The 22,117-nt window shown below is 64.4% G+C and carries 22 protein-coding genes and 1 pseudogene; 13 read left to right on the top strand and 10 right to left on the bottom strand.

The window, feature by feature from the left end; all coding sequences use genetic code 11:
- Positions 1–27: 27 nt before the first annotated feature.
- The gene (locus HOP58_RS19150) at positions 28–867 is read left to right on the top strand and encodes a PhzF family phenazine biosynthesis isomerase (protein ID WP_234261229.1); all 840 of its coding nucleotides are present in this window, start codon (positions 28–30) and stop codon (positions 865–867) included.
- A gap of 25 nt (positions 868–892) precedes the next feature.
- Here HOP58_RS19150 and HOP58_RS19145 read toward each other — a convergent pair whose 3' ends face one another.
- Positions 893–1,990 carry a class I SAM-dependent methyltransferase gene (locus HOP58_RS19145; RefSeq protein WP_234261228.1) on the bottom strand — a complete coding sequence of 366 codons (1,098 nt, stop codon included), beginning with the start codon at positions 1,988–1,990 and terminating at the stop codon, positions 893–895.
- A gap of 125 nt (positions 1,991–2,115) precedes the next feature.
- Here HOP58_RS19145 and HOP58_RS19140 point away from each other — a divergent pair, with 125 nt between their 5' ends.
- Positions 2,116–3,132 (top strand): helix-turn-helix domain-containing protein, encoded by a 1,017-nt coding sequence (locus HOP58_RS19140; protein ID WP_234261227.1) that lies wholly within the window; start codon positions 2,116–2,118, stop codon positions 3,130–3,132.
- 31 nt (positions 3,133–3,163) lie between these two features.
- Here HOP58_RS19140 and HOP58_RS19135 read toward each other — a convergent pair whose 3' ends face one another.
- Together HOP58_RS19135 and HOP58_RS19130 are read right to left on the bottom strand one after the other, a co-directional pair.
- Complete coding sequence (locus HOP58_RS19135; RefSeq protein WP_234261226.1) at positions 3,164–3,622, bottom strand: carboxymuconolactone decarboxylase family protein; 459 nt, start codon at positions 3,620–3,622, stop codon at positions 3,164–3,166.
- A 73-nt stretch (positions 3,623–3,695) separates the two neighbouring features.
- Positions 3,696–4,994, bottom strand: a complete 1,299-nt coding sequence (locus tag HOP58_RS19130; RefSeq protein WP_234261225.1) for an NAD(P)/FAD-dependent oxidoreductase — start codon at positions 4,992–4,994, stop codon at positions 3,696–3,698.
- Between the two features lie 108 nt (positions 4,995–5,102).
- Between HOP58_RS19130 and HOP58_RS19125 the strand changes: the two genes are divergently transcribed.
- The 3 genes from HOP58_RS19125 to HOP58_RS19115 all read left to right on the top strand — a co-directional run bounded on the left by HOP58_RS19125 (position 5,103) and on the right by HOP58_RS19115 (position 8,180).
- On the top strand, positions 5,103–5,990 hold the full coding sequence (locus tag HOP58_RS19125; protein WP_234261224.1) for a helix-turn-helix domain-containing protein: 888 nt from the start codon (positions 5,103–5,105) through the stop codon (positions 5,988–5,990).
- 98 nt (positions 5,991–6,088) lie between these two features.
- On the top strand, positions 6,089–7,012 hold the full coding sequence (locus tag HOP58_RS19120; protein ID WP_234261223.1) for a GNAT family N-acetyltransferase: 924 nt from the start codon (positions 6,089–6,091) through the stop codon (positions 7,010–7,012).
- A gap of 31 nt (positions 7,013–7,043) precedes the next feature.
- Positions 7,044–8,180: an acyl-CoA dehydrogenase gene (locus HOP58_RS19115; protein WP_234261222.1), complete on the top strand. Its 1,137-nt coding sequence runs from the start codon at positions 7,044–7,046 to the stop codon at positions 8,178–8,180.
- Here the strand turns inward: HOP58_RS19115 and HOP58_RS19110 are convergent.
- Positions 8,177–11,257, bottom strand: coding sequence for an efflux RND transporter permease subunit (locus HOP58_RS19110; protein ID WP_234261221.1), 3,081 nt, complete (start codon positions 11,255–11,257; stop codon positions 8,177–8,179). The two genes, HOP58_RS19115 and HOP58_RS19110, sit on opposite strands and share 4 nt — an antisense overlap.
- Positions 11,258–11,266: 9 nt before the next feature.
- A complete protein-coding gene (locus HOP58_RS19105) occupies positions 11,267–12,349 on the bottom strand; it encodes an efflux RND transporter periplasmic adaptor subunit (protein WP_234261220.1) in 1,083 nt (360 codons plus the stop codon).
- 98 nt (positions 12,350–12,447) lie between these two features.
- Here HOP58_RS19105 and HOP58_RS19100 point away from each other — a divergent pair, with 98 nt between their 5' ends.
- From HOP58_RS19100 to arsH, 4 genes are read left to right on the top strand one after another with little or no spacing between them, the layout of a single operon-like run.
- The gene (locus HOP58_RS19100) at positions 12,448–13,149 is read left to right on the top strand and encodes a TetR/AcrR family transcriptional regulator C-terminal domain-containing protein (protein ID WP_234261219.1); all 702 of its coding nucleotides are present in this window, start codon (positions 12,448–12,450) and stop codon (positions 13,147–13,149) included.
- 31 nt (positions 13,150–13,180) lie between these two features.
- The gene (locus HOP58_RS19095) at positions 13,181–13,600 is read left to right on the top strand and encodes a PadR family transcriptional regulator (protein ID WP_010629830.1); all 420 of its coding nucleotides are present in this window, start codon (positions 13,181–13,183) and stop codon (positions 13,598–13,600) included.
- Positions 13,601–13,649: 49 nt separating this feature from the next.
- A complete protein-coding gene (locus HOP58_RS19090) occupies positions 13,650–14,813 on the top strand; it encodes an MFS transporter (RefSeq protein WP_234261218.1) in 1,164 nt (387 codons plus the stop codon).
- On the top strand, positions 14,810–15,556 hold the full coding sequence (gene arsH / locus HOP58_RS19085; RefSeq protein WP_234261217.1) for an arsenical resistance protein ArsH: 747 nt from the start codon (positions 14,810–14,812) through the stop codon (positions 15,554–15,556). Before HOP58_RS19090 ends, arsH begins: the two co-directional genes overlap by 4 nt.
- A gap of 55 nt (positions 15,557–15,611) precedes the next feature.
- Here the strand turns inward: arsH and HOP58_RS19080 are convergent, their stop codons facing one another.
- Complete coding sequence (locus tag HOP58_RS19080; RefSeq protein ID WP_234261216.1) at positions 15,612–16,331, bottom strand: NAD(P)H-dependent oxidoreductase; 720 nt, start codon at positions 16,329–16,331, stop codon at positions 15,612–15,614.
- Between the two features lie 131 nt (positions 16,332–16,462).
- Between HOP58_RS19080 and gcvA the strand changes: the two genes are divergently transcribed.
- Complete coding sequence (gene gcvA, locus HOP58_RS19075; RefSeq protein WP_234261215.1) at positions 16,463–17,383, top strand: transcriptional regulator GcvA; 921 nt, start codon at positions 16,463–16,465, stop codon at positions 17,381–17,383.
- Here gcvA and sigJ read toward each other — a convergent pair.
- The 4 genes from sigJ to HOP58_RS19055 all read right to left on the bottom strand — a co-directional run bounded on the left by sigJ (position 17,378) and on the right by HOP58_RS19055 (position 19,530).
- Positions 17,378–18,250, bottom strand: a complete 873-nt coding sequence (sigJ, locus tag HOP58_RS19070; protein WP_234261214.1) for an RNA polymerase sigma factor SigJ — start codon at positions 18,248–18,250, stop codon at positions 17,378–17,380. The two genes, gcvA and sigJ, sit on opposite strands and share 6 nt — an antisense overlap.
- Positions 18,250–18,582, bottom strand: a complete 333-nt coding sequence (locus tag HOP58_RS19065) for an antibiotic biosynthesis monooxygenase (protein WP_234261213.1) — start codon at positions 18,580–18,582, stop codon at positions 18,250–18,252. Before HOP58_RS19065 ends, sigJ begins: the two co-directional genes overlap by 1 nt.
- A 133-nt stretch (positions 18,583–18,715) precedes the next feature.
- Positions 18,716–18,880, bottom strand: a complete 165-nt coding sequence (locus HOP58_RS19060) for a hypothetical protein (RefSeq protein WP_234252619.1) — start codon at positions 18,878–18,880, stop codon at positions 18,716–18,718.
- A 71-nt stretch (positions 18,881–18,951) separates the two neighbouring features.
- Positions 18,952–19,530: a pyridoxamine 5'-phosphate oxidase family protein gene (locus tag HOP58_RS19055; RefSeq protein ID WP_234261212.1), complete on the bottom strand. Its 579-nt coding sequence runs from the start codon at positions 19,528–19,530 to the stop codon at positions 18,952–18,954.
- A gap of 101 nt (positions 19,531–19,631) precedes the next feature.
- Between HOP58_RS19055 and HOP58_RS19050 the strand changes: the two genes are divergently transcribed.
- The 3 genes and pseudogenes from HOP58_RS19050 (at position 19,632) to HOP58_RS19040 (ending at position 22,051) form a co-directional block, all read left to right on the top strand.
- Positions 19,632–20,537, top strand: coding sequence for a LysR family transcriptional regulator (locus HOP58_RS19050; RefSeq protein WP_234261211.1), 906 nt, complete (start codon positions 19,632–19,634; stop codon positions 20,535–20,537).
- Between the two features lie 99 nt (positions 20,538–20,636).
- Positions 20,637–20,789 (top strand): annotated as a pseudogene (locus HOP58_RS19045) (IS30 family transposase); the annotation flags it as partial.
- A gap of 200 nt (positions 20,790–20,989) precedes the next feature.
- A complete protein-coding gene (locus HOP58_RS19040; RefSeq protein ID WP_234261210.1) occupies positions 20,990–22,051 on the top strand; it encodes a hypothetical protein in 1,062 nt (353 codons plus the stop codon).
- Positions 22,052–22,117: the final 66 nt, after the last annotated feature.

The raw sequence follows: 22,117 nt of genomic DNA, 5'->3' as shown, positions 1-22,117 counted from the left end.
AGGAGCTTTCTTGATGAGGAGCTTTCCATGAGCGGCACCCTCTATCGCCTTGCGGCCTTTACCGATGACCCGAGCGGCGGCAACCCCGCCGGGGTGTGGCTGGGCGATGCACTCCCCGAGCCGGCGGAGATGCAGCGTATCGCCGCTGAGGTGGGCTATTCCGAAACCGCCTTCATTGCCCCGGCCGAAGGGGAGCGGCGCACGGTGCGCTACTACAGTCCCGAGGCGGAGGTGAGCTTCTGCGGCCATGCCACGGTGGCCGGCGGCGTGCAGATGGGCCGGCTGAGCGGGGCGGGTAGCTACATGCTGGATACAGCAGTGGGTGAGGTGATGGTCACCGTCAACCGGGTGGAAGGAGAGTGGCAGGCCTCGCTAGTGTCGGTGACGCCGGAGTTCCGCCCTGCCGAGCCCGAGCTGGTCGAGGAGGTGCGCGAGCTGCTCGGTTGGCAGGCCGAGGAGCTCGATCTCGAGATACCCCCCGCGCGAGCCTACGCCGGCGCCTGGCACCTGGTGCTGGCATGCAAGGAGCGGGCACGCCTCGAGCGGCTCGAGTACGACTTCGAACGGCTCAAGGCGCTGATGCTGCGTGAGGGCCTGACCACGCTGCAACTGGTGTGGCGCGAGAGCGAGGAGCGTTTCCACGCTCGCGACCCGTTCCCGGTGGGCGGCGTGGTGGAAGACCCCGCCACCGGAGCGGCGGCCGCGGCGCTGGGCGGCTACCTGCGCGATGCCGGTCTGCTTCAGGTGCCCGCTCAGCTGATCATCATCCAGGGCGTGACGATGGGCCGCCCCAGCCGCCTGCAGGTGGACATTCCCCTGTCAGGCGGCATCGTGGTGACCGGGCAGGCGGTGAGCCTGGAAGGCTGAGCCGGGCCCGATCATTAACGGTCGCTTACGGCCTGAGTACCCAGTAGTCGTTCTGGATGTCGTGGGGCAGTTGATAGACCTCGATGCCGCCGAAGCCGGCTTTGCCGAAATACTCCCGCGCCTTTTCGCGGCCCCACATGGTTCCCAGCCCCTCGCCGCCCTGGGCGAGGGAGACACTCATGCAGTGCATGATCGACAGGGTATAGAGCAGCGTGCCCATTGGGTGGTCGCGGTCGCCGTGGTGGTGGCTCGATGAGTGGATGTCCTGGGCCAGGTAGACGCCACCCTGGCGCAGGGTGCGACGAACACCCTTGAGCAGGTTCAGCGGGTGAGCCTGGTCGTGAATGGCATCGAAGGTCGTGACCAGGTCGTAACGCTGGGCCGGCGCCGTGAGATCGAAATCGCTGAGGTCGCGCTCCTCAAAGCGCAGGTTGCCGAGCCCCCGCCGTGCGGCACGCTCTGTCGCCCAGCCGATGGCCTCCCGGGAGAGGTCATAGCCGGTAAAACGGCTGGCGGGGAAGCGTTCGGCGAGTTTCATCAGCGCCAGGCCGCGACCGCAGCCGAGATCGAGCACGTCGATGCCTTGCTCCAGCCTAGCCGGGAGTTCCGGCGCCAGGGGAAGAATGGCGTCGAACAGCACGGTCAGCACGGTCTGGCCGCTGTCCTCGGCCATGACTTCGTGGAAGCGGGCATAGCGGGTGTAGGGCACGCCGCCGCCGTGATGGAAGCATTCCAGCACGTCGTCCTCCACCTGGCCCATCAAGGGCAGGTACTGGGCGAATACGGCGAGATTGGCTTCGCCACTGTCGGTCAGCAGCGCGGCGTGCTCGGGCGGCAGGCGATAGGCCATGGTCTGCGGGTCGTGCTCGACCAGGGCAGCGACCGTGGCGCCGCCCAGCCACTCGCGTACGTAGCGCTCATTGAGCTTGGTCTTGGCGGCAAGCTCGCGACTGGTGACCGGCTCGCCGTCGGCCAGATGGGCGAGCAGGCCGCTGCGATGGGCCAGCGAGATCAGCTGTAGCATGGCGGCTTCGTTGAGCGCGGTGACGAAGCGGCTCTCGAAGCCGGCGACGCGGGAGGCGTCGATAGCGGCGGAAGCTTGGGCTTGGGCTTGGGCTGTCATGGGGTGTCTCCTGAGTTGTTGTTAGTGATTCGTTAGGGCTTCGTTGGTGCTGCGGAGATTCCATTGTGGCGTTCACGGTTGGGTTACACTGAAGTCCCTACGGACAAAAACCGGCGGTTTCCGCCATGTCGACGCACAAACCCACCATCGCGCTGCTGGCGATCCCCGAAGTGGCGGCTTCCACCCTCTACGGCGTTTTCGATGTCTTTGCTTCGGCGGGACGTGACTGGCCCGCTCTGATCGAGGGCAAGGCCGGTGAGTCGCTGTTCGTGCCGCAGGTGGTCGCACGCACCGGCAAGCGTGAATTGACCATCGCCAATGGCGTGCGCATCGTTCCCGACGCCGGCCTGGACTGGGTACCCGACGTGGTGTGTATCCCCGAGATCATGCTGCCGCCTGAAGCGGTGCTCGAAGGTCGCTATGTCGAGGAGGTCGCGTGGCTCAAGCGCTGCCACGCAAATGGCACCATCCTGGCGACCGCTTGCTCGGGCGCCCTGCTGCTGGCGGAGTCGGGGCTGCTGCGGGGCGAGGACGCCACCACGCACTGGGCCTACTGCGACGTGCTGGGTAGCTATCCGGGCGTGCGGGTGCATCCACATCGCGCCCTGGTGATCGGCGGCACCGGCAGCCGCCTGGTCATGGCAGGGGGCGGTACCTCCTGGAGCGACCTGGCGCTCTATCTCGTCGCCCGCCTGGCGAGCGTCGATGAGGCGATGCACCTCGCCAAGCTGTTCCTGATCGATTGGCATGCCGCTGGCCAGCTTCCCTTTGCCATGCTCGCCCGCACCCGCCAGGCCGAGGATGCCGTTATCGCCCGCTGTCAGACCTGGGTGGCCGAACACTACGACGAGCCCTCGCCGGTGGCCTCGTTGATCGAGGTTTCCGGGCTGAGCGAGCGCAGCTTTCACCGCCGTTTCAGGAAGGCCACCGGCCTGACGCCGATGGAATACGTGCACACCCTGCGCCTGGAAGAGGCCAAGCAGATGCTGGAGACCGAGACCACGCCCGTGGATGCCATCGCCGAGGCGGTGGGCTACGAGGATGGCGCCTTCTTCGGTCGGCTGTTTCGGCGCAAGGTGGGGCTGACGCCGGCCCAGTACCGGCGTCGCTTTGGCGGGCTGCGCAAGGCGCTGTCGGGGTGATGGGGAACGGTAAGTCGCTCAACTGGGCCGCTCAGCTGGGCTGATAACTTCCCACATCGGCGGCAAAGCTGATCGCCAGCCGGTTCCAGGCGTTGATGGTACAGACCGCCAGAGTGAGGTCGGCCATTCCCTTCTCCGAGAAGTGCTCGCGGGTGGCCTCGTACAGGGCCGTGTCGATGCCGTTTCCGGCGATCAGGGTATTGGCCTCGGCCCAGGCCAGGGCGGCGCGCTCGCGCGGCGTGTAGAAGGGCGTTTCGCGCCAGGCGCTCAGAGCATACAGCCGCTGCTCGGTTTCACCGGCCTTGCGCGCGTCCTTGGTGTGCATGTCGATGCAGTAGGCGCAGCCGTTGATCTGCGAGACGCGGGTGTAGACGAGCGTCAGCAGACCTTCGCCAAGCTCACCCACTTTCGCTGCCTGGTGAACCTGGTTCTGCAGGTCGAGCATGGCCTTGAGGCCGGCGGGGCTGGCAGAGAAGTAGTTCATGCGCATGAGTGGGGCTCCGAGAGAGTTGGAAGCCCCACCCTAGCGCGGCGGTTATCGCCTCGATTGTAGATTTTCGACCTCAGTGCAGCTTCATGCGCGGTCGGATGAAGCGGTTGAGCCCGTCCGAGAGCAGGATCAGCGCCGTCTTGACCGTGCCGTGGATGGCGCGTTGGTGCATGCGATAGAGCGAGGCGTAGAAGAACTTGGCCAGGCGCCCCTCGATGAACAGGCTGCGTGCCGAGGCACCGCGCATCAGGCTGCCGATGGCCTCGAAGTGGGCCAGCGAGATCAGCGAGCCGCGGTCGCGGTAGCGGAACGGCTTCAGCGTGCCGTTCTCGAGCCGGGCGAGCAGGTTCTTGTAGAGTCGCTGGGCCTGCTGGTGGGCGGCCTGGGCCCGGGGCGGTACCACGCTGCCGTCCGGCTGGGGGCAGCTGGCGCAGTCGCCGAGCACGAAGATGTTCGAGTCGTCGACGCTCTGCAGGGTCGGCTCCACCTGAATACGCTGGTTGCGGTCCAGGGTCAGGTCCAGTTCACACAGTACGTTGGGTGCCTTGATGCCGGCGGCCCACACGTTGAGGTCCGTTTCGATGCGCTCTTCGTCGGCGGTGACGATGGCGTTCCCTTCCACGCAGACGACCCGGGTGCCGGTATGTACCTTTACGCCGAGGCGCTCCAGCTCGGTGCGCACGGCGCTGCGAATGCGTTCTGGCAGGGCCGGCAGCACGTCGGGTGCCGCTTCGATCAGGTGGACTTCCAGATGGCGGCTGTCCATCTCGGTGAAGCCGTAGCTGTGCAGCATGCGCGAGGCGTCGTAGAGCTCCGCTGCCAGCTCCACGCCGGTGGCGCCGGCGCCGACGATGCCCACCGTGAGGTGCGGATGCTCTCGCCGCTCGGGGTCGCTGTAACGCAGGAAGGTGTTGAGCATGTCCCGGCGGAAGGCCTCGGCCTGAGCCGGGCTGTCGAGAAAGTGGCAATGATCGGCGACGCCGGGGGTGCCGAAGTCGTTGCTCACGCTGCCCAGCGCCAGCACCAGCAGGTCGTAGTCGAGGCTGCGTGCCGGCAACACTTCCTCGCCGTGTTCGTCGAGCACCGGGGCCAGGCGGAGCTGGCGGGCGTCGCGGTCGAGCCCTTCGAGGATGCCGCGCTGGAAGCGATAGCCGTTGAGCTGGGCATGGCTCTGATAGGAGATTTCGTCGATGCTGGAATCGAGCGCACCGGTGGCGACCTCGTGCAGCAGCGGCTTCCAGATATGGGTGGGGTTGCGGTCGATCAGCGTGATCTCCGCCTTGCCGCGCCGTCCCAGGCGGCGGCCGAGACGGGTGACCAGCTCCAGCCCGCCGGCGCCACCGCCGACCACCAGGATTCGTCTTCCTTCCATGTGAGGCTCCGTTAAGATGAATGTGTAATTGAGAAATGGGTGCTTCTACTGTACCGCCGGATTTTGAGAATCGTTGTACTTTTTTCTATGCACTGAAGGGCCCCCAACATGAGCGATGCTTTCCAGCTGCACCCGCCAGGTGCCACCGGCCTCGTGCTGCGGCGCTTCACGCCCAGTGCCGCGCTGCGTCCCTACGTGCAGTGCTATTGGCAGGCTCAGGGGCAGTCACAGGGGCAAGGGGGTAGCGAGCCGGCAGGCAGAGAACCGGAAGGCAAGGAGCTGCTACATCCGGATGGCGCCGCGGGGCTGCTGTTCAACTTCGGCGGCGCGCTGGAGCGCGACGGCGAGCGGCTGCGCGGTACCTGCTGGATAGACGGGCCCAAGCGGCGCACGGCGCGCCTGACGGTGGGGAGCCAGCTCGATCTGCTGGGCGTGCGCTTTCTGCCGGGCATGGCGTTTCCGTTCCTTGGCGAACCCCTGGCGGCCTTGGCCAGCAGTGAGCTGACACCCGGCGAGGCCCTGTACCGGCTCGAGCTCGAAGCGCTGCACGAGCGACTGCTTGAGACACCCGAGCTGGCGGGGCGCCTTGCGCTGCTGGAAAGCTACTTGCTCGAGCGGCTGCGGCGGCACGCCACACCGCAGGTGTCGCCGCTGATGGCATCCCTCGACTGGCTCGAGCGCCACCAAGGCCAGGCCAACATCGCCACGCTGGTCGCTGAGCTGCCGTTCGGTCAGCGCCGCCTGGAGCGTCTGTTTCAGCGCCATGTGGGGCTCTCGCCCAAGCGCTATGCCCGGCTGCTGCGCGTCGCCCGTAGCCGCGAGCTGATCAAGCAGGGCGGGGCGACGATCTCACTGACCGATACCGCCTTCGCCGCCGGCTACTTCGACCAGGCCCACTTCATCCATGACTTCAAGGCCGTGACCGGCTTTACGCCGGGAGGCTATCGCGACCATGTGCGGCGGCGCTATGGGCCGGTGCAATCCAGCGCCGTTTAGGTGCCATTCCGCTGTGGCTCTTGACTGAATCTCGCAGTTGACTTGCTTGCCTAAAGCAACTAATTATTTGCTTTAGACAAGCAAAGAGAGAGTCTCCCATGAGCGCAGAACAAGACCTAAACGAGCGGGCCGGGACCGTACGCAGCTTCAACCGTTTCTACACGCGGCAGATTGGAGTCTTGCACGAACACCTTCTGGAGAGTCAGTTCTCGCTGACGGAAGTCCGCATCCTGTACGAGCTGGCGCATCGGCCGATGCTCACCAGCGCCGATATCTGCCGCGAGCTTGGCCTCAACGCAGGCTATGTGAGCCGGGTGCTGAAGGGCTTCGAAAAGCAGGGGCTCATTACCAAGACTCCCTCGCCCACCGACAGACGGGCGGCGCAACTGCAGCTGACGGATCAGGGGCTGGCGACATTCCGGCCGCTGGACGAGGCTTCGCAACGCGAGGTCGTCGGCATGCTGAAGCAGCTCACGGAGCCGGAGCAGCATCAGTTGATCGAAGCGATGAACCGGATCAGGCGGCTGCTCGGAGAAGCCGGCTCGAGTTATCTGCTGCGCGACCCACAGCCTGGCGACATGGGCTGGATCGTACACCGGCAGGCGGTGCTCTACGCGCAGGAGTACGGCTGGAACGAGGAGTACGAAGCGTTGATCGCGGAGATCGTTGCCAAGTACCTGCGCAATTTCGATCCGCGCTGGGAGCGGTGCTGGATCGCCGAAAAGGATGGGGTCGTCGTTGGGTCGGTGTTCGTCGTCCGGGAAGACGACGCGACCGCAAAGCTGCGGCTGCTCTACGTCGACCCCTCTGCCCGTGGGCATGGCATCGGCAGCCGCTTGGTGGATGAGTGCCTCAGGTTCGCCCGCCAGGTCGGCTACCGGAAGATGATGCTGTGGACCAACAGCGTACTGACCGATGCGCGCCGGCTCTATGAAAAAGCAGGATTCGAACTGGTGGAGGAGGAGCCCCATTACAGCTTCGGCAAGGATCTGGTAGGCCAGGTTTGGAGTCGTGAACTCTAGTCAGAATAACAACGACGAACGCGAGGTAGATATGAGCGACACCCGTGTGCTTTCCCAACGTGCCATTACGGCTGCCGAAGCGATCTTGCAGAAATATGGAGTGGATGGCGAGAAGACTGGATCCGGTTTCGTAGCCGGTGTACTCGAAACTCTGGCAGCCAATGAGTTAATGACTTTCGGGTTTTCAGATCCGCTGCAGACCGGGCCGCAGCCAGGTGACATGGAAAAGGCCTGCACGGTCATTCGTCTGCTCGCCGAGCGCTCAGGAACGCTGGCCACCATCTACATGGTGGCTGGCTTGCTCGGGCCGCTATGTCTTTCCTATGCCGGAACGGTTGCGCAAAAAAAAGCTTTGCTGCCGCGTGTTGCCGCAGGCGAGTTGCAGCTCGCTTTTGCGCTGACCGAGCCGGGAGCAGGATCGGATGCGGCCGGCATCAAGACTCAGGCCACACGATGGGACGATCACTATGTGGTGCGCGGAGAGAAAATCTATATCACCGGGGCGGCGACCGCCGACCTGATTCTGACGGTTGCCCGAACCACCGAGGGTGGCGCCAAATCCTACGGTATCCTGCTTGTGCCTGGGAGCGCGGAGGGACTGAGCGTAGAGCCGTTGAGCAAGCTCTCGGGTAATTCCTATCCCTCGTGTCGTGTCGTGTTTGAGGAAGTCCTCGTGGCGGAAAGCGGAGTGCTCGGCGGGGAGGCTGGGGTAACCTCGGCATGGCCTCAGCTGCGCAAGACGGGAACCCTCGAGCGCTTGATCGTCGCTGCCATGGCATGCGGGTTTGCCGATGCGGCGTCGAATCGTGCCCTGCAATTCGTTCAGGAGCGTCATCAGTTCGGCCGACCGTTGCGCGATTTTCAGGCCATTCAACATACCGTCGTCGAAATGTGCACCCTCGCCAGCGGCATGCGGCTCTTTCTTGAGGATGCCATTCGTCAGCACGCAGAGTGTCAGGACGCAACGCAGGCCATCTCCATGGCCAAGTATTTTTGCTCCGATCAGCTGCAAAAAGTCGTCGAGATGGCGGCGCGGGTCATGGGCGGGCGCGCCTATTTCGACTTCGAGCCCGTATCGCGACTTTATCGCGAAGCCCCGTTCTGCCTCTACGCGGGAGGCACCATCGAGGTTCAGAAAATGCTCATAGCCCGGTCGCTGGGCATCTAGCTTGGCTGCCCGGCGCGGGAATGCTTTGGCCCGGCACGGACGCGCTTTGGCGATGGCCGAATGCCGAACAGCAGGGCGTAGAGCACCGGCACCGCGACCAGGGTAAGCAGCGTGGCGAAGGCTAGCCCGCCCATGATCGTCGCCGCCATGCTGGCGAAGAAGGCGTCGCCGAGCAGGGGCAGCATGCCGAGGATGGTGGTGCCGGCAGCCAGTACCACCGGCCGCAGGCGGCTGACGCTGGCTTCCACCACGGCCGGGCCGCCGGGCTTGCCCTCGCGGATCTGGGCGTCGATCTCGTCGAGCAGCACGATACCGTTCTTCATCAGCATGCCGGAGAGGCTGAGCAGCCCGAGCAGCGCCGTGAAGGTGAACGGCATGCCGCTGGCCAGAAGCCCGATCACTACGCCGCAGATCGACATGGGTACCACCAGCCACAGGATCAGCGGCTGGCGCCATTTGCCGAACAACAGCACGCTGATCACCAACATGGCGAGAAAACCCAACGGTAGCTGGGCGCGCAGTGAGGCCCGCGAGCGGCCGGAGGCCTCGTACTCGCCGCCCCACTCCAGGCGATAACCGAGGGGCAGGGGAAGCGCTTCGATGGGTCCGCGAATGCTTGAAAGTCCCTCGCTGGCGGTAACGCCACTCACCGTACCGGCCTGAACCGTCAAGGTGCGCATCCGGTCGCGGCGGCGGATGACACTCTCCTCACTGGTGGTGTCGAAACGCTCGATGATCTGCCGTAGCGGGATAGGTACGTTGCCATTGTTGCTTTCCAGCTGCCTCTCGTGCAGGCGTGTCACGTCCAGGCGCTCGTGCTGGGGTGGGCGCAGCACGATGGGAAGCAGGCGATCGTTTTCTCGATAGAGGGCGGCCTGAATACCGGTGGTGGCGAACTGCAGCGCGCGCATGGCCGCGTCGCGCTGAACGCCCGCCATGCGAGCGCGCTCCTCGTCGAATACCGGCTCGAGCACCAGTTCGCGCTGGCGCCAGTCGTCGATGATGTCGGTCAACAGAGCGTCGCGTTCCATGATCGCCTTGGCCTGGTCGCCCAGGTAGCGCAGCATGACCGGATCGGGCCCTGAGAAGCGTGCTTCGATACTGACGACGTTGGGCCCGAACATGAGGCGCTCGATCCTGGCCTGCGCATCGGGGTGATGTGCGTCTAGCCGCTGCCGCAGCCGAGCTGCCAGCGGTTCTATCTGGTCGCGTTCGGCCGTGCGGATCATGAACAGACCGTAGCTGGAGCTGGGCCGTTCCGGTGTATAGGTGAGCACGAAGCGACTGGCGCCGCGCCCCACGAACTGCGTTACCGAGAGCACTTCCGGCTGCGCGCGAAGAAATTCGTCGAGACCCTGCATGTGACGGTCCGTCGCGCGAATGTCGGTACCTTGGGGCAGCTGGTAGTGCAGGAAGAAGATGGGCGTATTCGAGGCAGGGAAGAAGGCCTGCTTGACGAAACCGAAGGCGAAGATGCAGCCGGCGGTGAACAGAATGAGGCTCAGCAGCGTAAGCAGGCGCCAGCGCAGCACGCCCTCGAGCAGCCGACGATAGCCTCGATAGAGCCTGCCCGTATAAGGCGTCTTGGCCTCGTGTGCCGTTCTCAGCAGATAGTGCCCCAGTAGAGGCGTGACGGTGATGGCCAGTACCCAGCTCAGCAGCAGCGAAACGGCGATCACCGCGAACAGGGAGAAGAGCAGGTCGCCGGTGGTGTCGGGCGAGAGGCCGATGCCGGCGAAGGCCATGATGCCGATGACCGTGGCGCCGAGCAGTGGTATCTGGGTGCGTTTGGCGGCGGTGCTGGCGGCGTCGCGGGCATTGGCTCCTCGCTGCATGCCGATCAGCATGCCTTCGGTCACCACGATGGCGTTGTCGACCAGCATGCCCATGGCGATGATCAGTGCGCCCAGCGAGATGCGCTCCATCTCGAGGCCGAGCACGCGCATGAACAGCAGCGTACCGAGCACCGTCAGCAGCAGAGTGGCACCGACCACCAGGCCGGCCCGCCAGCCCATGAACAGACACAGCACACCGATGACGATCGCCACGGCCAACGCCAGGCTGATGAGAAAGCTGCCGATGGCATCGTCGACCACCCGGTGCTGCTCGTAGAGCGGATGGAGCTCGACGCCTAGCGGTATTCGCTCCTGTAGCTCGTGCAGCCGGGCCTCCACTGCCTGCCCAACCTCGACGATGTTGACGTCGGCCACTCCGGCCACGGCAAGCGTGAAGGCGGGCATCCCATTGAAGCGAATCAGATGATCGGGCATCTCCGTTGCGCTGCGCCGGATCGTGGCGATATCGCCCAGGCGGATCTGCTCAGTAGTGCCGGGGCGACCGATGCGCAGCTCCTCCAGGTGAGCGGGGCTCGCCAACTGTTGGGAGAAGGCGATGCGCAGGCGGCGCTCATCCAGGGTGATGGCACCGCTCTCGGCAATGGCGCTGGCGGCACGCAGGGTTTCGATCACCTGCTCCAGCGGTACGCCGAGGCTGGCCAGGCGCTCGCTGTCGAGATCCACGTACAAGGCCTCGCTGCGCTCGCCGGCGGTAGTGACCTTGGCGACGCCGCTCACCGTCAGCAGCTCCCGGCGCAGGAACCTCGCCAGGTCGCGAATTTCCGCATCGCTCAGTTCCGGCGCGGTGATTGCGTAGTAGATACCGTAGACGTCGCCGAAGTCGTCGTTGACCAGGGAAGGGCCGGCGCCCGGGGGCAGGCTGGCCTGGGCATCGCCGATCTTGCGGCGCAGCTCGTCCCAGAGTTGCGGCATGTTGCGGCTGGGATAGGCGCGCTTGATTTCGACCTCGACCTCGGAGATGCCGGGGCGTGAGCGCGAGCGCACGTAGTCGACGGCCGGCAGTTGCTGGACGGCCGATTCCAGCCTCTCGGTGACTTCCTGCTCGACCTGTTCGGCATTCGCGCCGGGGTAGGGCGTGGTGATGATGGCGGTCTTGAGGGTGAACGAGGGATCTTCCAGCCGTCCCAGGGTCAGCATTGCCCACAGGCCGCCCAACAGGCAGGCCAGAATGATCAGCCAGGTCTGGACGGGGCGGTCGATGGCGGTGCGGGCGATGTCCATGAACGTGTCCTAGTCGAGGCGCGCTTGGGGCCTGACCCGCATGCCGTCGCGCAGCAGGTGGGTAGCGGAAGTGACGATCGGCTCGCCTTCCGCCAGGCCGTCGAGCACCGTCACACGGTCAGGTAGTGCAGCGCCGAGGGTGACGGGGCGCGGCGTTACCGTTTGCGACTCGGGATCGAACCTCCAGATGCGCATCTCGCCGTCGTTGCCGGGGTCCAGCGCTGAAATCGGCACCGTGACACCGGATGGCTCGGAGTCGAGCCGAGTGACGACGAGGCTCGCGGTCATGCCGGGCAACAGCTCGAGCGAGTCTGGACGAGGCAGGGCTACGCTGACCGGATAGCTTTGTCCTACCGGGTCGGCCTGGGGGCGGTGCTCCCGATAGCGGACCGGGAAGCGCCGTTCTGGAGCAGCCTCGAAGATGGCCTCCATTCGGTACGTATCGGGATGCTCGAGGAGGGCGCTGAGCCGCTCGGGCACATGAAAGCGCAGGCGAAGCTCGCTCATGTCCTGCACCCGCAATATCGGCGTGTTCGCGGCTACGGTGGCGAAGGGTTCGGCCAGCCTGTGGGTCACCAGAGTGTCGAAGGGGGCTTCGAGACGGGCGTAGGCGAGCTGTCGGCGAGCCTGCTCGAGCGCCACGGTCTGGGTATGAAATTCGGCCTCTGCCTGCTCGAAACTCGCCGTCGAGGCGGCGTTCTGGGTATGCAGCCGGCGCAGGCGCTCGTACTCCCGCCGGGCCTGCTCATGCCGCGTCTCCACCTGGCGCAGCGCCAGTTCGAAGTCGGTGGTATCAAGCATCGCCAAGGTTTCGCCGCGTGGTACGAAGGCGCCTTCACGTGGGCCCTGCGCGAGGAGTTGGCCGCCCACCTGGAAGGCCAGATCGACAGTGCTGGCGGCTTCCAGGCGAGCAACGAAGCGGTGGCTCGGGGCCGGGAGCGACATGGCGTTTTCCACCCGCACCGGGCGTATCACCTCCTCGCTATCGGTGCTGGCGCCGCCTTCGGCGCAGGCGGTAAGCCCCAGCGCGACCGACAGGAAGAGCAGAATACGCGGCCATCTGGACAGTGTGCGTGCGAGTGGAAACGCCATCGGGAGCATTTTGTTAACGCCGTTAATAGATCTGGTTTGAATGTATTGTTAACGCTGTTAATATGTCAAGCGACAAATGACACGAAGCGAGAATCCGCGTGACGGAAAACGACAGTACGCCGAAGCGTAGGCGGCGAAAGAAGGAGAAGCTGAACGTACGGCAGATCGCCGAGGCGGCGCTGTTGCTGGTGAACCGGGATGGCCTGGATGGACTGACGATGCGAGCCTTGGCCGATGCCATGGACGTGCAGGCGCCGGTGATCTACCGCCACGTGGCCGACAAGCGGCAATTGCTCGATGAAATGGCCGATGCCATCGTGGCTGCCGTTCCGCTGGGCGGGCTCGATGACGAGGATGCCTATGTCAATCTCGCCGAGTTCGTCCGGCGCCTGCGGCGTACCTTGCTGAGGTATCGTGACGGTGCGCGTATCGTGGGTGGCAGCTACTCCGCCAAGCACAGCACCTTGCGCGGCGCCGAAACGCTGATGGAATTGCTGGTGAAAGCCGGCCTCGACCGCGATCGAGCGCTCTGGGCGATGACCACGCTGCTCTCTTTCATTCTCGGCGAAACGCTGGAGCAGCAGGGGCTGCCCGACGAACCCGGCGAGGCCACGGCGACCATTACCGCTTCCCTCGGCGAGGTGCTGGCAAGTCCTGACTTTCGCCATCTCGATACGGAACTGATGGGGCGACGCTTCTTCGATTTCGACGGTCGCTTCGAATTCGGCCTATCCCTGATGCTGGCAGGAGTGCGTGAGCAGGCCGCCGGCACGGGGCGTGAGAGAACCGATCGCACTTGACGCCTCGACCATCGAGGTATAGGTTTCCCCCATGACCAAAGCGAAATCCGAAGCGGCCGCCGGCCGCCGGATCCCCGACTACAGCGACCCTTCCTACTGGCGCGGCACGATCAAGATGTCGCTGTCGAAGTTCTTCGTGCTCAGCGTGCTGCACCGCAAGCCGATGCATGGCTACGAGGTTGTGCAGGCGGTGGAGAAGAGCACCAACGGCTGCTGCAGTCCTTCGGAGGGTACGGTCTATCCGGTGCTCAACGAGTTCGAAGCGGGGGGGTATCTCTGCTCGACGAACGAGGTGGTGCAGGGGCGCTCGCGTAAGGTCTACGCACTGACGGAAAAGGGGCGAGATGCCTTTCAGGTGGCGGTGGACGCCTGGCTCGAGGCCACGGACTGCATCGTCGAGAGCCGCCGTATGGCCGCTGGGGCAGTGAAACGGGAGGAGCGGGAAGGATGAGCGCGGCGCGTTTTTTCAGGTCTAGATACCTCGATGATCGAGGTAGTCGATGAGCTCGCGCACCGGGGTGATCGTCGCCCTGGGCGTTTCCCAGACGCTTGCCTGGGGCTCGACCTACTATTTGCCGGCCATCCTGGCCGTGCCCATGGCGCAAGACCTCGGCCTTACCACGGGTACGGTATTCGCGGCGTTCTCCTCGGCGCTGGTGGTCTCGGCGGTGCTGGGCCCGGCGGTGGGGCGGCGAATCGACCGCTTTGGCGGGCGCGACGTACTGGCGGTTTCCAGCCTGGTATTCGCCCTGGGTCTGGTACTGCTGGGTCTGGCGGATGGGCCCGTGCTGCTATGGGCAGGTTGGCTGGTGATCGGTGTCGGCATGGGCATGGGACTGTACGAATCGGCCTTCTCGACCCTGGCCGGGCTCTATGGCCGCGAGGCGCGCGGCGCCATTACCGGTATTACGCTACTGGCGGGCTTTGCCAGCACGGTGTGCTGGCCGATCACCGGCTGGCTCAACGCCGAATTCGGCTGGCAGAACGCCTGCTTTACCTGGGCGGCGGTACACCTGCTGCTGGGTCTGCCGCTTAACCGGCTGCTGATTCCGTTCGGTATCCAGCCACCCGCGCCTCATGCCGAGACGGATGTCGCCGAGGTGAATTCGACCTGGCTGCCCATGGCGCTGCTGGCTTTCGTCTTTGCCGTGACCTGGTTCGTCAGCACGGCCATGGCAGCGCACCTGCCGTGGCTGCTGCAGATCGCCGGCCTCTCGCCCGCCGCTGCCATTGCCGCCGCGGCGCTGGTGGGGCCGGCCCAGGTGGCGGCGCGAATGCTCGAGTTCTCGCTGCTGCAGCGCTTTCATCCCTTGCTCTCGGCCAAGTTGGCGGTGGTGGCGCATCCCATTGGCGCGCTTGGCGTGATGACGCTGGGGGCACCGCTGGCCACGCTGTTCGTGCTGCTGCACGGCGCCGGCAACGGCATTCTCACCATCGCCAAGGGCACGTTGCCGCTGGCCATTTTCGGCCCCCACGGCTATGGCCTGCGCCAGGGCGTGCTGATGGTACCGGCACGCTTCGGCCAGGCGCTGGCACCGCTGGCCTTCGCCCTGTTGATCGAGCGCTTCGGCACCCAGGCGCTGCTGTTCTCCTCAGCCCTGGGGCTTGCCGCCCTGGTGGCGCTGCTCGTCCTGCAAACCCACGCCATGAAGGAGGCGACATGAGGCTTCGCACGCTCAACGACCCCGACTATCTTCCAGCCCTCGACGAGCGCTTCGCTCTCTGCCAACCCGGCCAGGGCCTGCCCGATCCGCTGGGCCATCCGCCGCGCATCCTGCTGCTCTACGGCTCGCTGCGCGAACGCTCCTATTCGCGCCTGGCGGTAGAGGAGGCCGCGCGGCTGCTGCGCTATTTCGGCGCCGAGACGCGGATCTTCGATCCGTCCGATCTGCCGCTGCCGGACCAGGTGCCGGGCGACGATCACCCGGCGGTGCGGGAGCTGCGCGAGCTGGCGCTGTGGTCCGAGGGCCAGGTGTGGTGCAGCCCCGAGCGCCACGGCCAGATCACTGGCGTGATGAAGACCCAGATTGACCATCTGCCGCTGAGCATGGGGGCGGTGCGGCCCACCCAGGGGCGCACCCTGGCGGTGATGCAGGTCAGCGGCGGCTCGCAGTCGTTCAATGCGGTGAACACGCTGCGGCTGCTGGGGCGCTGGATGCGCATGTTCACCATCCCCAACCAGTCCAGCGTGCCCAAGGCGTACCAGGAGTTCGACGAGGCCGGGCGCATGCGACCCTCGCCGCTCTACGACCGCATCGCCGACGTGATGGAGGAGCTGGTGCGCTTCACCCTGCTGCTGCGACCCCACAATGAGACGCTGGTGGACCGCTACTCGGAGCGCCGCGAAGCGGCCGGTGCCAAAGCCGATCCTGTGACCGACAAGGCGGTGATCAGCCAGGCCTCATAGCGGTGAAACGCAGAACGGGGCGCCAAGCGCCCCGGTGTTCGGCCATTGTCTTTTCTCAGGCCGGCTGCAGTTGGCGCTTGGCCGTAACTTCGCTGTGTAGTTGCTCGACCAGCCGGTCGATGCGCTCCAGGGCGCTTTGGGTCGAGGCGGCCAGCGCCTCGCCGCCTTCCTCCTGATGCTCGATGGCGATGCTGTGAAAGCCGCCGATGCCGATGAACTGCAGGGCGGTGCGTGCGCCCGGCTCAAAATGATTGAAAGCTGCCAAGGGGCCTTGCGGATCGAAGCCGAACCCACCCCGCGACGAGAGCAGCACCGCATGGCGGGGGCGGTCGGACAGCAGTGGCACGTAGTGCTCCAGCGGAACGTAGGGGTGAGCACCGTACTGCATGTCGAAATCGACCGTACGACCGATGCGGACGATGTTGTCGATCCAGGCCTTGAACGCTGCCGGGGGGCCGAAGTTGTACAGGGGAGCTCCAAGCACCAGGATGTCGGCCCGTATAACCTCATCCACCAAGGCATCGCTCTCGGCAAGCACGGCTTTCATTGCCTCTGTCTTTTGCTCAGCCGGCGTGAATTCCGCCTCGATCCACTCGACGCTGGTCAATGGAGGCGGGTTGGCGCCGATATCCCGATAGACGACCTCGGCATCCGGCTCCAGAGCCCGCCAGCGGGAAACGAAGTGGTGGCTCAGCCGGCGGGTATGTGAGCCGTGATCGTGGGTGCCGGCACGGCCGGGGCGTGGGCTGGCATCGAGATGGAGTAGACGTGTCATGGGATTTCTCCTTTAATTGGACATAGGTCCTTTTGGGTGAATCTGTTTCAGGCGTGTTTGATAGCTTGTGCCAAGCATTGATTGGCAACAAACGACGATTCTTTTTTGATATCGGAAAATTAAACTCATCCATGATGCCGCGACGACTCCCTTCGCTCTCCGCCCTGCGCGCCTTCGAGGCGGCGGCGCGCCACCTCAGCGCCAAGCGCGCTGCCGAGGAGCTGTCGGTCACGCCGACGGCGATCAGCCATCAGATCCGCCAGCTCGAAGAGAGTCTGGGCGTTGCCCTGTTCGTGCGGCGGCCGCGGCAACTGGTGCTGACGACTCAGGGCCAGGCGCTGCTCACCGTGCTGAGCGACTCCTTCGACGCCATCGACGAGACGGTGACCAAGCTGCGCCGTCCGCCGACGCGGCAGGCGGTAACGCTCTCCACCACTCCGGCCGTGGCAGCACGCTGGCTACTGCCCTGGGTCTGCCTGCTGCGCGATGCCCACCCGCAGATCGACCTGAGCATTCAGGTTTCCCACCAAGCGGTTGCCCTGGATGGTGTCGTCGCTGATATGGCGATTCGCTATGGCGAGGGCCCCTGGCCCGGGCTGGTCGCGGAGAAGCTGTTCGACAATGTTTTCGTCCCCGTTTGCAGCCCCATGCTGAAGCTGCGTGAACCGGCCGAACTGGTGCGCCATACGCTGCTGCACTTCTCTTCGCCCGCGCCGTTGGACTGGGCGGCCTGGCAGCGCCAGGTCCAGGTACCGGGGCTCGACGTCAGCGCCGGACTGATGTTCTCCGACGAAACCCATGGCATCGCCGCCGCGTTAGATGGCCAGGGCATAGCCCTGATGAGCCGGTATCTGATCGAGGAGGAGCTGCGCCAAGGGCGCCTGGTACAGCCATTCGGCCCCGAGGTTAAGGCCGCTCCCTTCCAGCTCGTCTACCCGCCTGAGCGGCTCGATGAGCCGGCCATTGCTGCCGTGCGCGAGTGGATCATGGGGTTGCTGGATCCCCAAGCCAGAGAGAGCGGCTGTCGTGCGATAGTCGAGCGCCAGTCATGACATCAGCCGTGCCAGCTTGTCGGGATTGCGCACGATGAAGATATCCGTGGCCTGGCCTGAGCGGTCGTAGCCGAAGGTCACCGTCGCGACGACGCTTCCCTCTCTGTGCATCACGAAGCCGCAGCCCCCGTTGATGTCGGCCTCGCGCCACTGGTAGTCGAACCAGTAGCCGCGCAACCGGCTCACCAGGAAGTCCAGCACCCCCTCTATGCCATGCAATGGTTCGAGCAGAGTGGGCACCTTGCCGCCACCATCGGCGCTGAGGCGCACCTCGGCGGAGAGCAGGTTAGCAAGCCGCGCCGTGGTGCCTTCGGTGGTGGCGAGTCTGAACGCTTCCAGCAGCGCCTGCTGGCGTTCCCGCGGTGGAACGAACCTCTGCTCGCTCGACTGCAGGCTGGCCCGCGCCCGCGACACCAGCTTGCGGCAGGCCGGCTCCTTGATCTCGAGCATGGCGGCGATCTCGGTGTAGGGCGTGTCGAAGATCTCGTGCAGCAGATAGGCCGCTCGCTCCTTGGGCGACAGGCGTTCCAGCAGCAGCAGGAAGGCGGTGGAGAGCGAGTCGGCCAGCTGCATGCTGCGTTCCGCATCGGATATGACAGCAGTCGGGATGGGCTCGGGCAGCCAGGCGCCGACGTAGTCGACCCTGGCCCGGTGGGCATTGCCCAACAGATCGAGGCAGCGTCGCGTGCAGGCCGTAGTCAGCCAGGCGTGAGGCGTATCGATAGCCTCACGATCCGCTGCCTGCCACTTGAGAAAGGTGTCCTGCACCGCGTCCTCGGCGTCGGCGCGCGAGCCGAGGATGCGATAGGCCAGCCCCAGCAGCATGGGGCGGGCCTCTTCGAAGCGCAGAAAATCGGCAGAAGGCATCAGGCTGTCTCGGCTATCGTCGCTGAGCTGTCCTTGGCCCAGGCCACCGTGGCAGCATGGATCACGGGCGGGTGGGCAAGCAGGGGCGACACCGCGGCGATGTAGGCATCGTAGGCTGCCCCCTGCATGAAGGTCTGGGGATCCGTGCCAGCGGTGTAGCGCTGGAAGACGCGAATGGCGTCGGGATCGCTGTCATCGTAGCAATAGAAGTACGCATCGTGGGCCTGGCGCGCCTGGATGCTCGGCATCAGGTGGGTCTCCCAGGCGCGGCGTACCTCGTCGCGCTTGCCGGGCAGTGCCTTGTGGGTGATGAACAGAGTGCTCTGGCTCATGTGTCGCTCCTGAATCGCTGAGGTGGAGAGATGAAGGCCGAGTGGCCGTCACTGTCATGACGATTCAGGTGGGCGTAATGTGACATGCGCCTGCCCGCCTTTCGTTCGAATTATCAGGTGAGCCAGACAGGCACTACTCTCGCTCCGGATGGAGCGGCATCAGTCGGCCACGTTCACGATAGAGCCCGATGTCGCGCAGCATACGGGCATCGCACTCTTTCAATGCGACATGATGACGATGGTTGGCAGAGCGGTAGCGGCCTTGTTTGAACCAAGACTTGAGCTTGGGCAGTTTCATGTTGCCTCCCTAGGCGGTATATCCCTGCAACTTGCCGATTCCCATCATGGGAATCACTCCGTTCATTGCCTTCAAAAGGCCGAACCGGGGCTGTTAGCGGGGAAGCGTTCGCTGATTTCCGCCACGGTGAAACGCGGCGTGATGTGCTGCGGGCAGTTGAAATCGAACGCCTCGATGTCGATCGCCAAGCCTCTCTCTACCCGGGCGCGGTAGGTGGGCAACTCCAGCCGAGCCAGCAGGGCAGCGTCGTCCTCTTCGTGGACGATGCGTGCCCGGCCCCAGATCTTCAGCCGCCGCCGGTTGGCGTAGTCGATCAGGAACAGCATCGTCCTGTCGTCATGGGCAATGTTGCCCGCACTGATGTACTGCCGGTTGCCGATGAAATCGGCGAAACCGAGGGTGTGATCGTCAAGGCACTGCAGGAAGCCGGGCGGCCCACCACGGTGCTGCACATAGGGCCAGCCATTTTCGCCGACGCTGACCATGAAGAAGTGGTCCTGGGCGGCAATGAATTCGCGAATCGGCGCGCTGAGAACGTCACGTTCGACTTCGGCCGGGTCGACGGGCTTGGTGGCTTCCCGACTGCCGTAGCGAGCCTGGGCGGCGCGAACCGAAGGGGTGTAGGTGAGTATCTTGAAGGCAGGTGTCATGGCGAAGTTCCTCAAGGGGGACACGGCAAGCTTGACGAATTTCGAAACCTTGAAGAATCGCTATAGAATGCAATTGGCTATTTCTTTTTTCGGAACAATAAATGGATCGCTTTCACCTGATGACGGTATTCCTCGCCGTGGCGGAGGAGGAGAGCTTTGCCGGGGCAGCCCGCCGTCTGGGGCTCTCGCCGCCCGCCGTGACGCGCGCCGTTGCCGAGCTGGAGGAGCGTCTGGGCGTGCGTCTGCTGACGCGCACGACTCGAGTAGTGAGGGTGACCGAAGCGGGGGCGAGCTATCTCGACGACTGCCGCCGCATTTTGCAAGACGTCAAGGAGGCCGACGAATCGGCGGCGGGGCTTGCCGCTATGCCGCGCGGACAGCTCAACGTGACCGCACCGGTGCTGTTCGGCAGGCTTTTCGTGCTGCCGACCCTGCTCGATTACCTGGCGGAGTATCCCGAGGTCAACGCGAATGCGGTGTTCCTGGACCGGGTAGTGAATCTGGTCGACGAGGGTTTCGACGTGGCGGTGCGGATCGGCGAGCTGCCCGACTCATCGCTGCGTGCCGTGCGTGTCGGGCAGGTGAGGCGCGTGGTTTGCGGTGCTCCCGGTTACTTCGAGCGTCATGGTTGGCCGCAGCATCCGGATGACCTCGGCCAGCATCGCATCGTCATGGCCAGCGGTATTTCACTGCAGCCGGAGTGGACGTTTTTTCCCAAGGCTGGAGAGAAGGGGGTGTCGTACCGGGTCAAGCCGCGCCTGGTGATCAACGTCAATGACGGTGCCGCGCAGGCAGCGACCGCTGGCTGGGGCGTGACGCGTCTGCTGTCGTATCAGATCGCGCCGCAGCTCGAGCGCGGCGAACTGGTCACGGTACTCGAGGAGTTCGAGGCGCCGCCGCTACCCGTGCATATCGTGCATCGAGAGGGGCGCCGCCCGGCGGCCAAGGTGCGAGCCTTCATCGATCTGCTGGCCGGGCGGCTGAGAGAGGAAGCCGTGCTGCGCTAGGAGGCGGCCTGCTCCTCCTTCGTAGTTGATGCTCTCTAGCGACTCGAAGAGCCGGCTATCGATGCCGTGCGTAATTGGATCACGGGATTGTTGGAAGCTAGCCCCTGACAACTGGGAGACGACGAGAATATCAATGGCCTTATTCGTCAATATTTACCGAAAGGGCACGAATCTCTTCGTGCACAGCCAAGAAAAACTAGGCGAGATTGTCATGGGGCTGAGTGTGCGGTCTAGAAAACGCTTCGACTTAAATGACCGATAGAAGTGTTGAGCGAACTGATGGATAAGCACCATGAAACCCACCAACACTCCAATGAGTGTGTTGCACTCAGAGTCTGCTTCTGCCCCATCCAGCAGCGGCTTAGAGGCTCCAAGGTGCCGCGTTGGCTTGTGGCAACAAAGCCGACCTTGTATTCTACCGGCGCGGCAAGTCAGCCAAGGAAAGTTCCAGCATGCAGGGTGCGCGCAACACCGCAAAAGAGCCTCGCACAACCACTCGCACCCGTTTGGCGAACATTCGCACCTGCGTGGCGAACGCGTTCAGGCAAACCGTAACAAGGCTGTGCGCCGAGATTCGCACACTGCGCTTCATTGGTGCCACGGCAGGTGCACTGGTTTGGCTGAGTGTCTTGTTTGGTTTCGGTCTATCCATCTCTGACGGGCGCCAAAATACTCTATCCGAACAGAATTTTGAGCCCTTTCAACTACCCACAGCGCTAGACGCTCAGGTGATTCTGCCCACCGAGCTTGGCGGTACGCTGGAGTCTGCCGCCGGCTTTGAAGGCTACCCATACACGCGCAGTGATGGGCGCTATTGGTTCAACCTTTTATTGCCCGCCAACAATGTGCCCGGACTGACCGTGGATGCACCTGTCGGCTTGGAAAACATTCGCCTGTTGGCGCAGGATGGCAGCCTGCTGTGCGCTCCCGAAGTACAGTTGAAGCTATCCGCTGATCCCAGCAGCGTAGGCGTCAAGGCCGACCTCGACCTGTCACAGCAGAGCACCAGATACTGGATGCCCTCTGTTGCAGGGTATCGGCTGGAGGTGCGATGGGATCGGCGCTTCCGGGGCTGTCCCTACGAGCAGCCGGCGTCGGTTCTGGCTGACGTCGTACAGCGGCAGACGACATCAACGGAGCCGCACCAGTTGGAGCTCACCGCCGCACCGAGAAAACTGCAAGCTGGTAGCAGTTCAATGACCGCCAAACCCGGCGCCCTGCCTGGGGAATGGTGGATCGAGATAGCCAACTCGGGTCAACAGCACTGGCAGTTTGCTGCTGCCGAGCTTCCGGCTCATCGAGGCTGGAGCACCAAGCGCTACCCATCTCCATCATTTTGGGGTACTGCTCGCAATCAACCCCGCCCCGACCCGATTGCTGAAAGCTATCAGCTGCGCTTCAATGCTGCAGTGCCTGCAGAACTGCCGGTAATGCTGCTGCATACGGAAGAGGTGCGCATTGAGTTATCGTCAAATCTGGTGGATGGCGATCAGGCCGCATTCCTGTCTGATTGATCAACCACTTGCTCCCCGTCCTGGAACTTGACGTTGCTGACGACCAGTTCCAGCTTCTGGAAGTGC

The sequence above is a fragment of the Halomonas sp. MCCC 1A11062 genome (assembly GCF_021404355.1).
GTDB classification, from domain to species: domain Bacteria; phylum Pseudomonadota; class Gammaproteobacteria; order Pseudomonadales; family Halomonadaceae; genus Halomonas; species Halomonas aerodenitrificans.
Note: the sequence above shows the minus strand (reverse complement) of the source record. Positions and strands in the feature narration are given on the sequence as shown.

Coding starts and splice junctions, on each gene's coding strand:
- HOP58_RS19125 (WP_234261224.1), top strand. CDS start 5,103: ATGAGCGATGCTTTCCAGCTGCACCCGCCAGGTGCCACCGGCCTCGTG.
- HOP58_RS19040 (WP_234261210.1), top strand. CDS start 20,990: ATGCAGGGTGCGCGCAACACCGCAAAAGAGCCTCGCACAACCACTCGC.
- HOP58_RS19145 (WP_234261228.1), bottom strand. CDS start 1,990: ATGACAGCCCAAGCCCAAGCCCAAGCTTCCGCCGCTATCGACGCCTCC.
- HOP58_RS19065 (WP_234261213.1), bottom strand. CDS start 18,582: ATGAGCCAGAGCACTCTGTTCATCACCCACAAGGCACTGCCCGGCAAG.
- HOP58_RS19050 (WP_234261211.1), top strand. CDS start 19,632: ATGGATCGCTTTCACCTGATGACGGTATTCCTCGCCGTGGCGGAGGAG.
- HOP58_RS19110 (WP_234261221.1), bottom strand. CDS start 11,257: ATGGACATCGCCCGCACCGCCATCGACCGCCCCGTCCAGACCTGGCTG.
- HOP58_RS19115 (WP_234261222.1), top strand. CDS start 7,044: ATGAGCGACACCCGTGTGCTTTCCCAACGTGCCATTACGGCTGCCGAA.
- HOP58_RS19090 (WP_234261218.1), top strand. CDS start 13,650: ATGAGCTCGCGCACCGGGGTGATCGTCGCCCTGGGCGTTTCCCAGACG.
- HOP58_RS19105 (WP_234261220.1), bottom strand. CDS start 12,349: ATGGCGTTTCCACTCGCACGCACACTGTCCAGATGGCCGCGTATTCTG.
- HOP58_RS19055 (WP_234261212.1), bottom strand. CDS start 19,530: ATGACACCTGCCTTCAAGATACTCACCTACACCCCTTCGGTTCGCGCC.
- HOP58_RS19140 (WP_234261227.1), top strand. CDS start 2,116: ATGTCGACGCACAAACCCACCATCGCGCTGCTGGCGATCCCCGAAGTG.
- gcvA (WP_234261215.1), top strand. CDS start 16,463: ATGATGCCGCGACGACTCCCTTCGCTCTCCGCCCTGCGCGCCTTCGAG.
- sigJ (WP_234261214.1), bottom strand. CDS start 18,250: ATGCCTTCTGCCGATTTTCTGCGCTTCGAAGAGGCCCGCCCCATGCTG.
- HOP58_RS19120 (WP_234261223.1), top strand. CDS start 6,089: ATGAGCGCAGAACAAGACCTAAACGAGCGGGCCGGGACCGTACGCAGC.
- HOP58_RS19130 (WP_234261225.1), bottom strand. CDS start 4,994: ATGGAAGGAAGACGAATCCTGGTGGTCGGCGGTGGCGCCGGCGGGCTG.
- arsH (WP_234261217.1), top strand. CDS start 14,810: ATGAGGCTTCGCACGCTCAACGACCCCGACTATCTTCCAGCCCTCGAC.
- HOP58_RS19080 (WP_234261216.1), bottom strand. CDS start 16,331: ATGACACGTCTACTCCATCTCGATGCCAGCCCACGCCCCGGCCGTGCC.
- HOP58_RS19060 (WP_234252619.1), bottom strand. CDS start 18,880: ATGAAACTGCCCAAGCTCAAGTCTTGGTTCAAACAAGGCCGCTACCGC.
- HOP58_RS19150 (WP_234261229.1), top strand. CDS start 28: ATGAGCGGCACCCTCTATCGCCTTGCGGCCTTTACCGATGACCCGAGC.
- HOP58_RS19095 (WP_010629830.1), top strand. CDS start 13,181: ATGACCAAAGCGAAATCCGAAGCGGCCGCCGGCCGCCGGATCCCCGAC.
- HOP58_RS19135 (WP_234261226.1), bottom strand. CDS start 3,622: ATGCGCATGAACTACTTCTCTGCCAGCCCCGCCGGCCTCAAGGCCATG.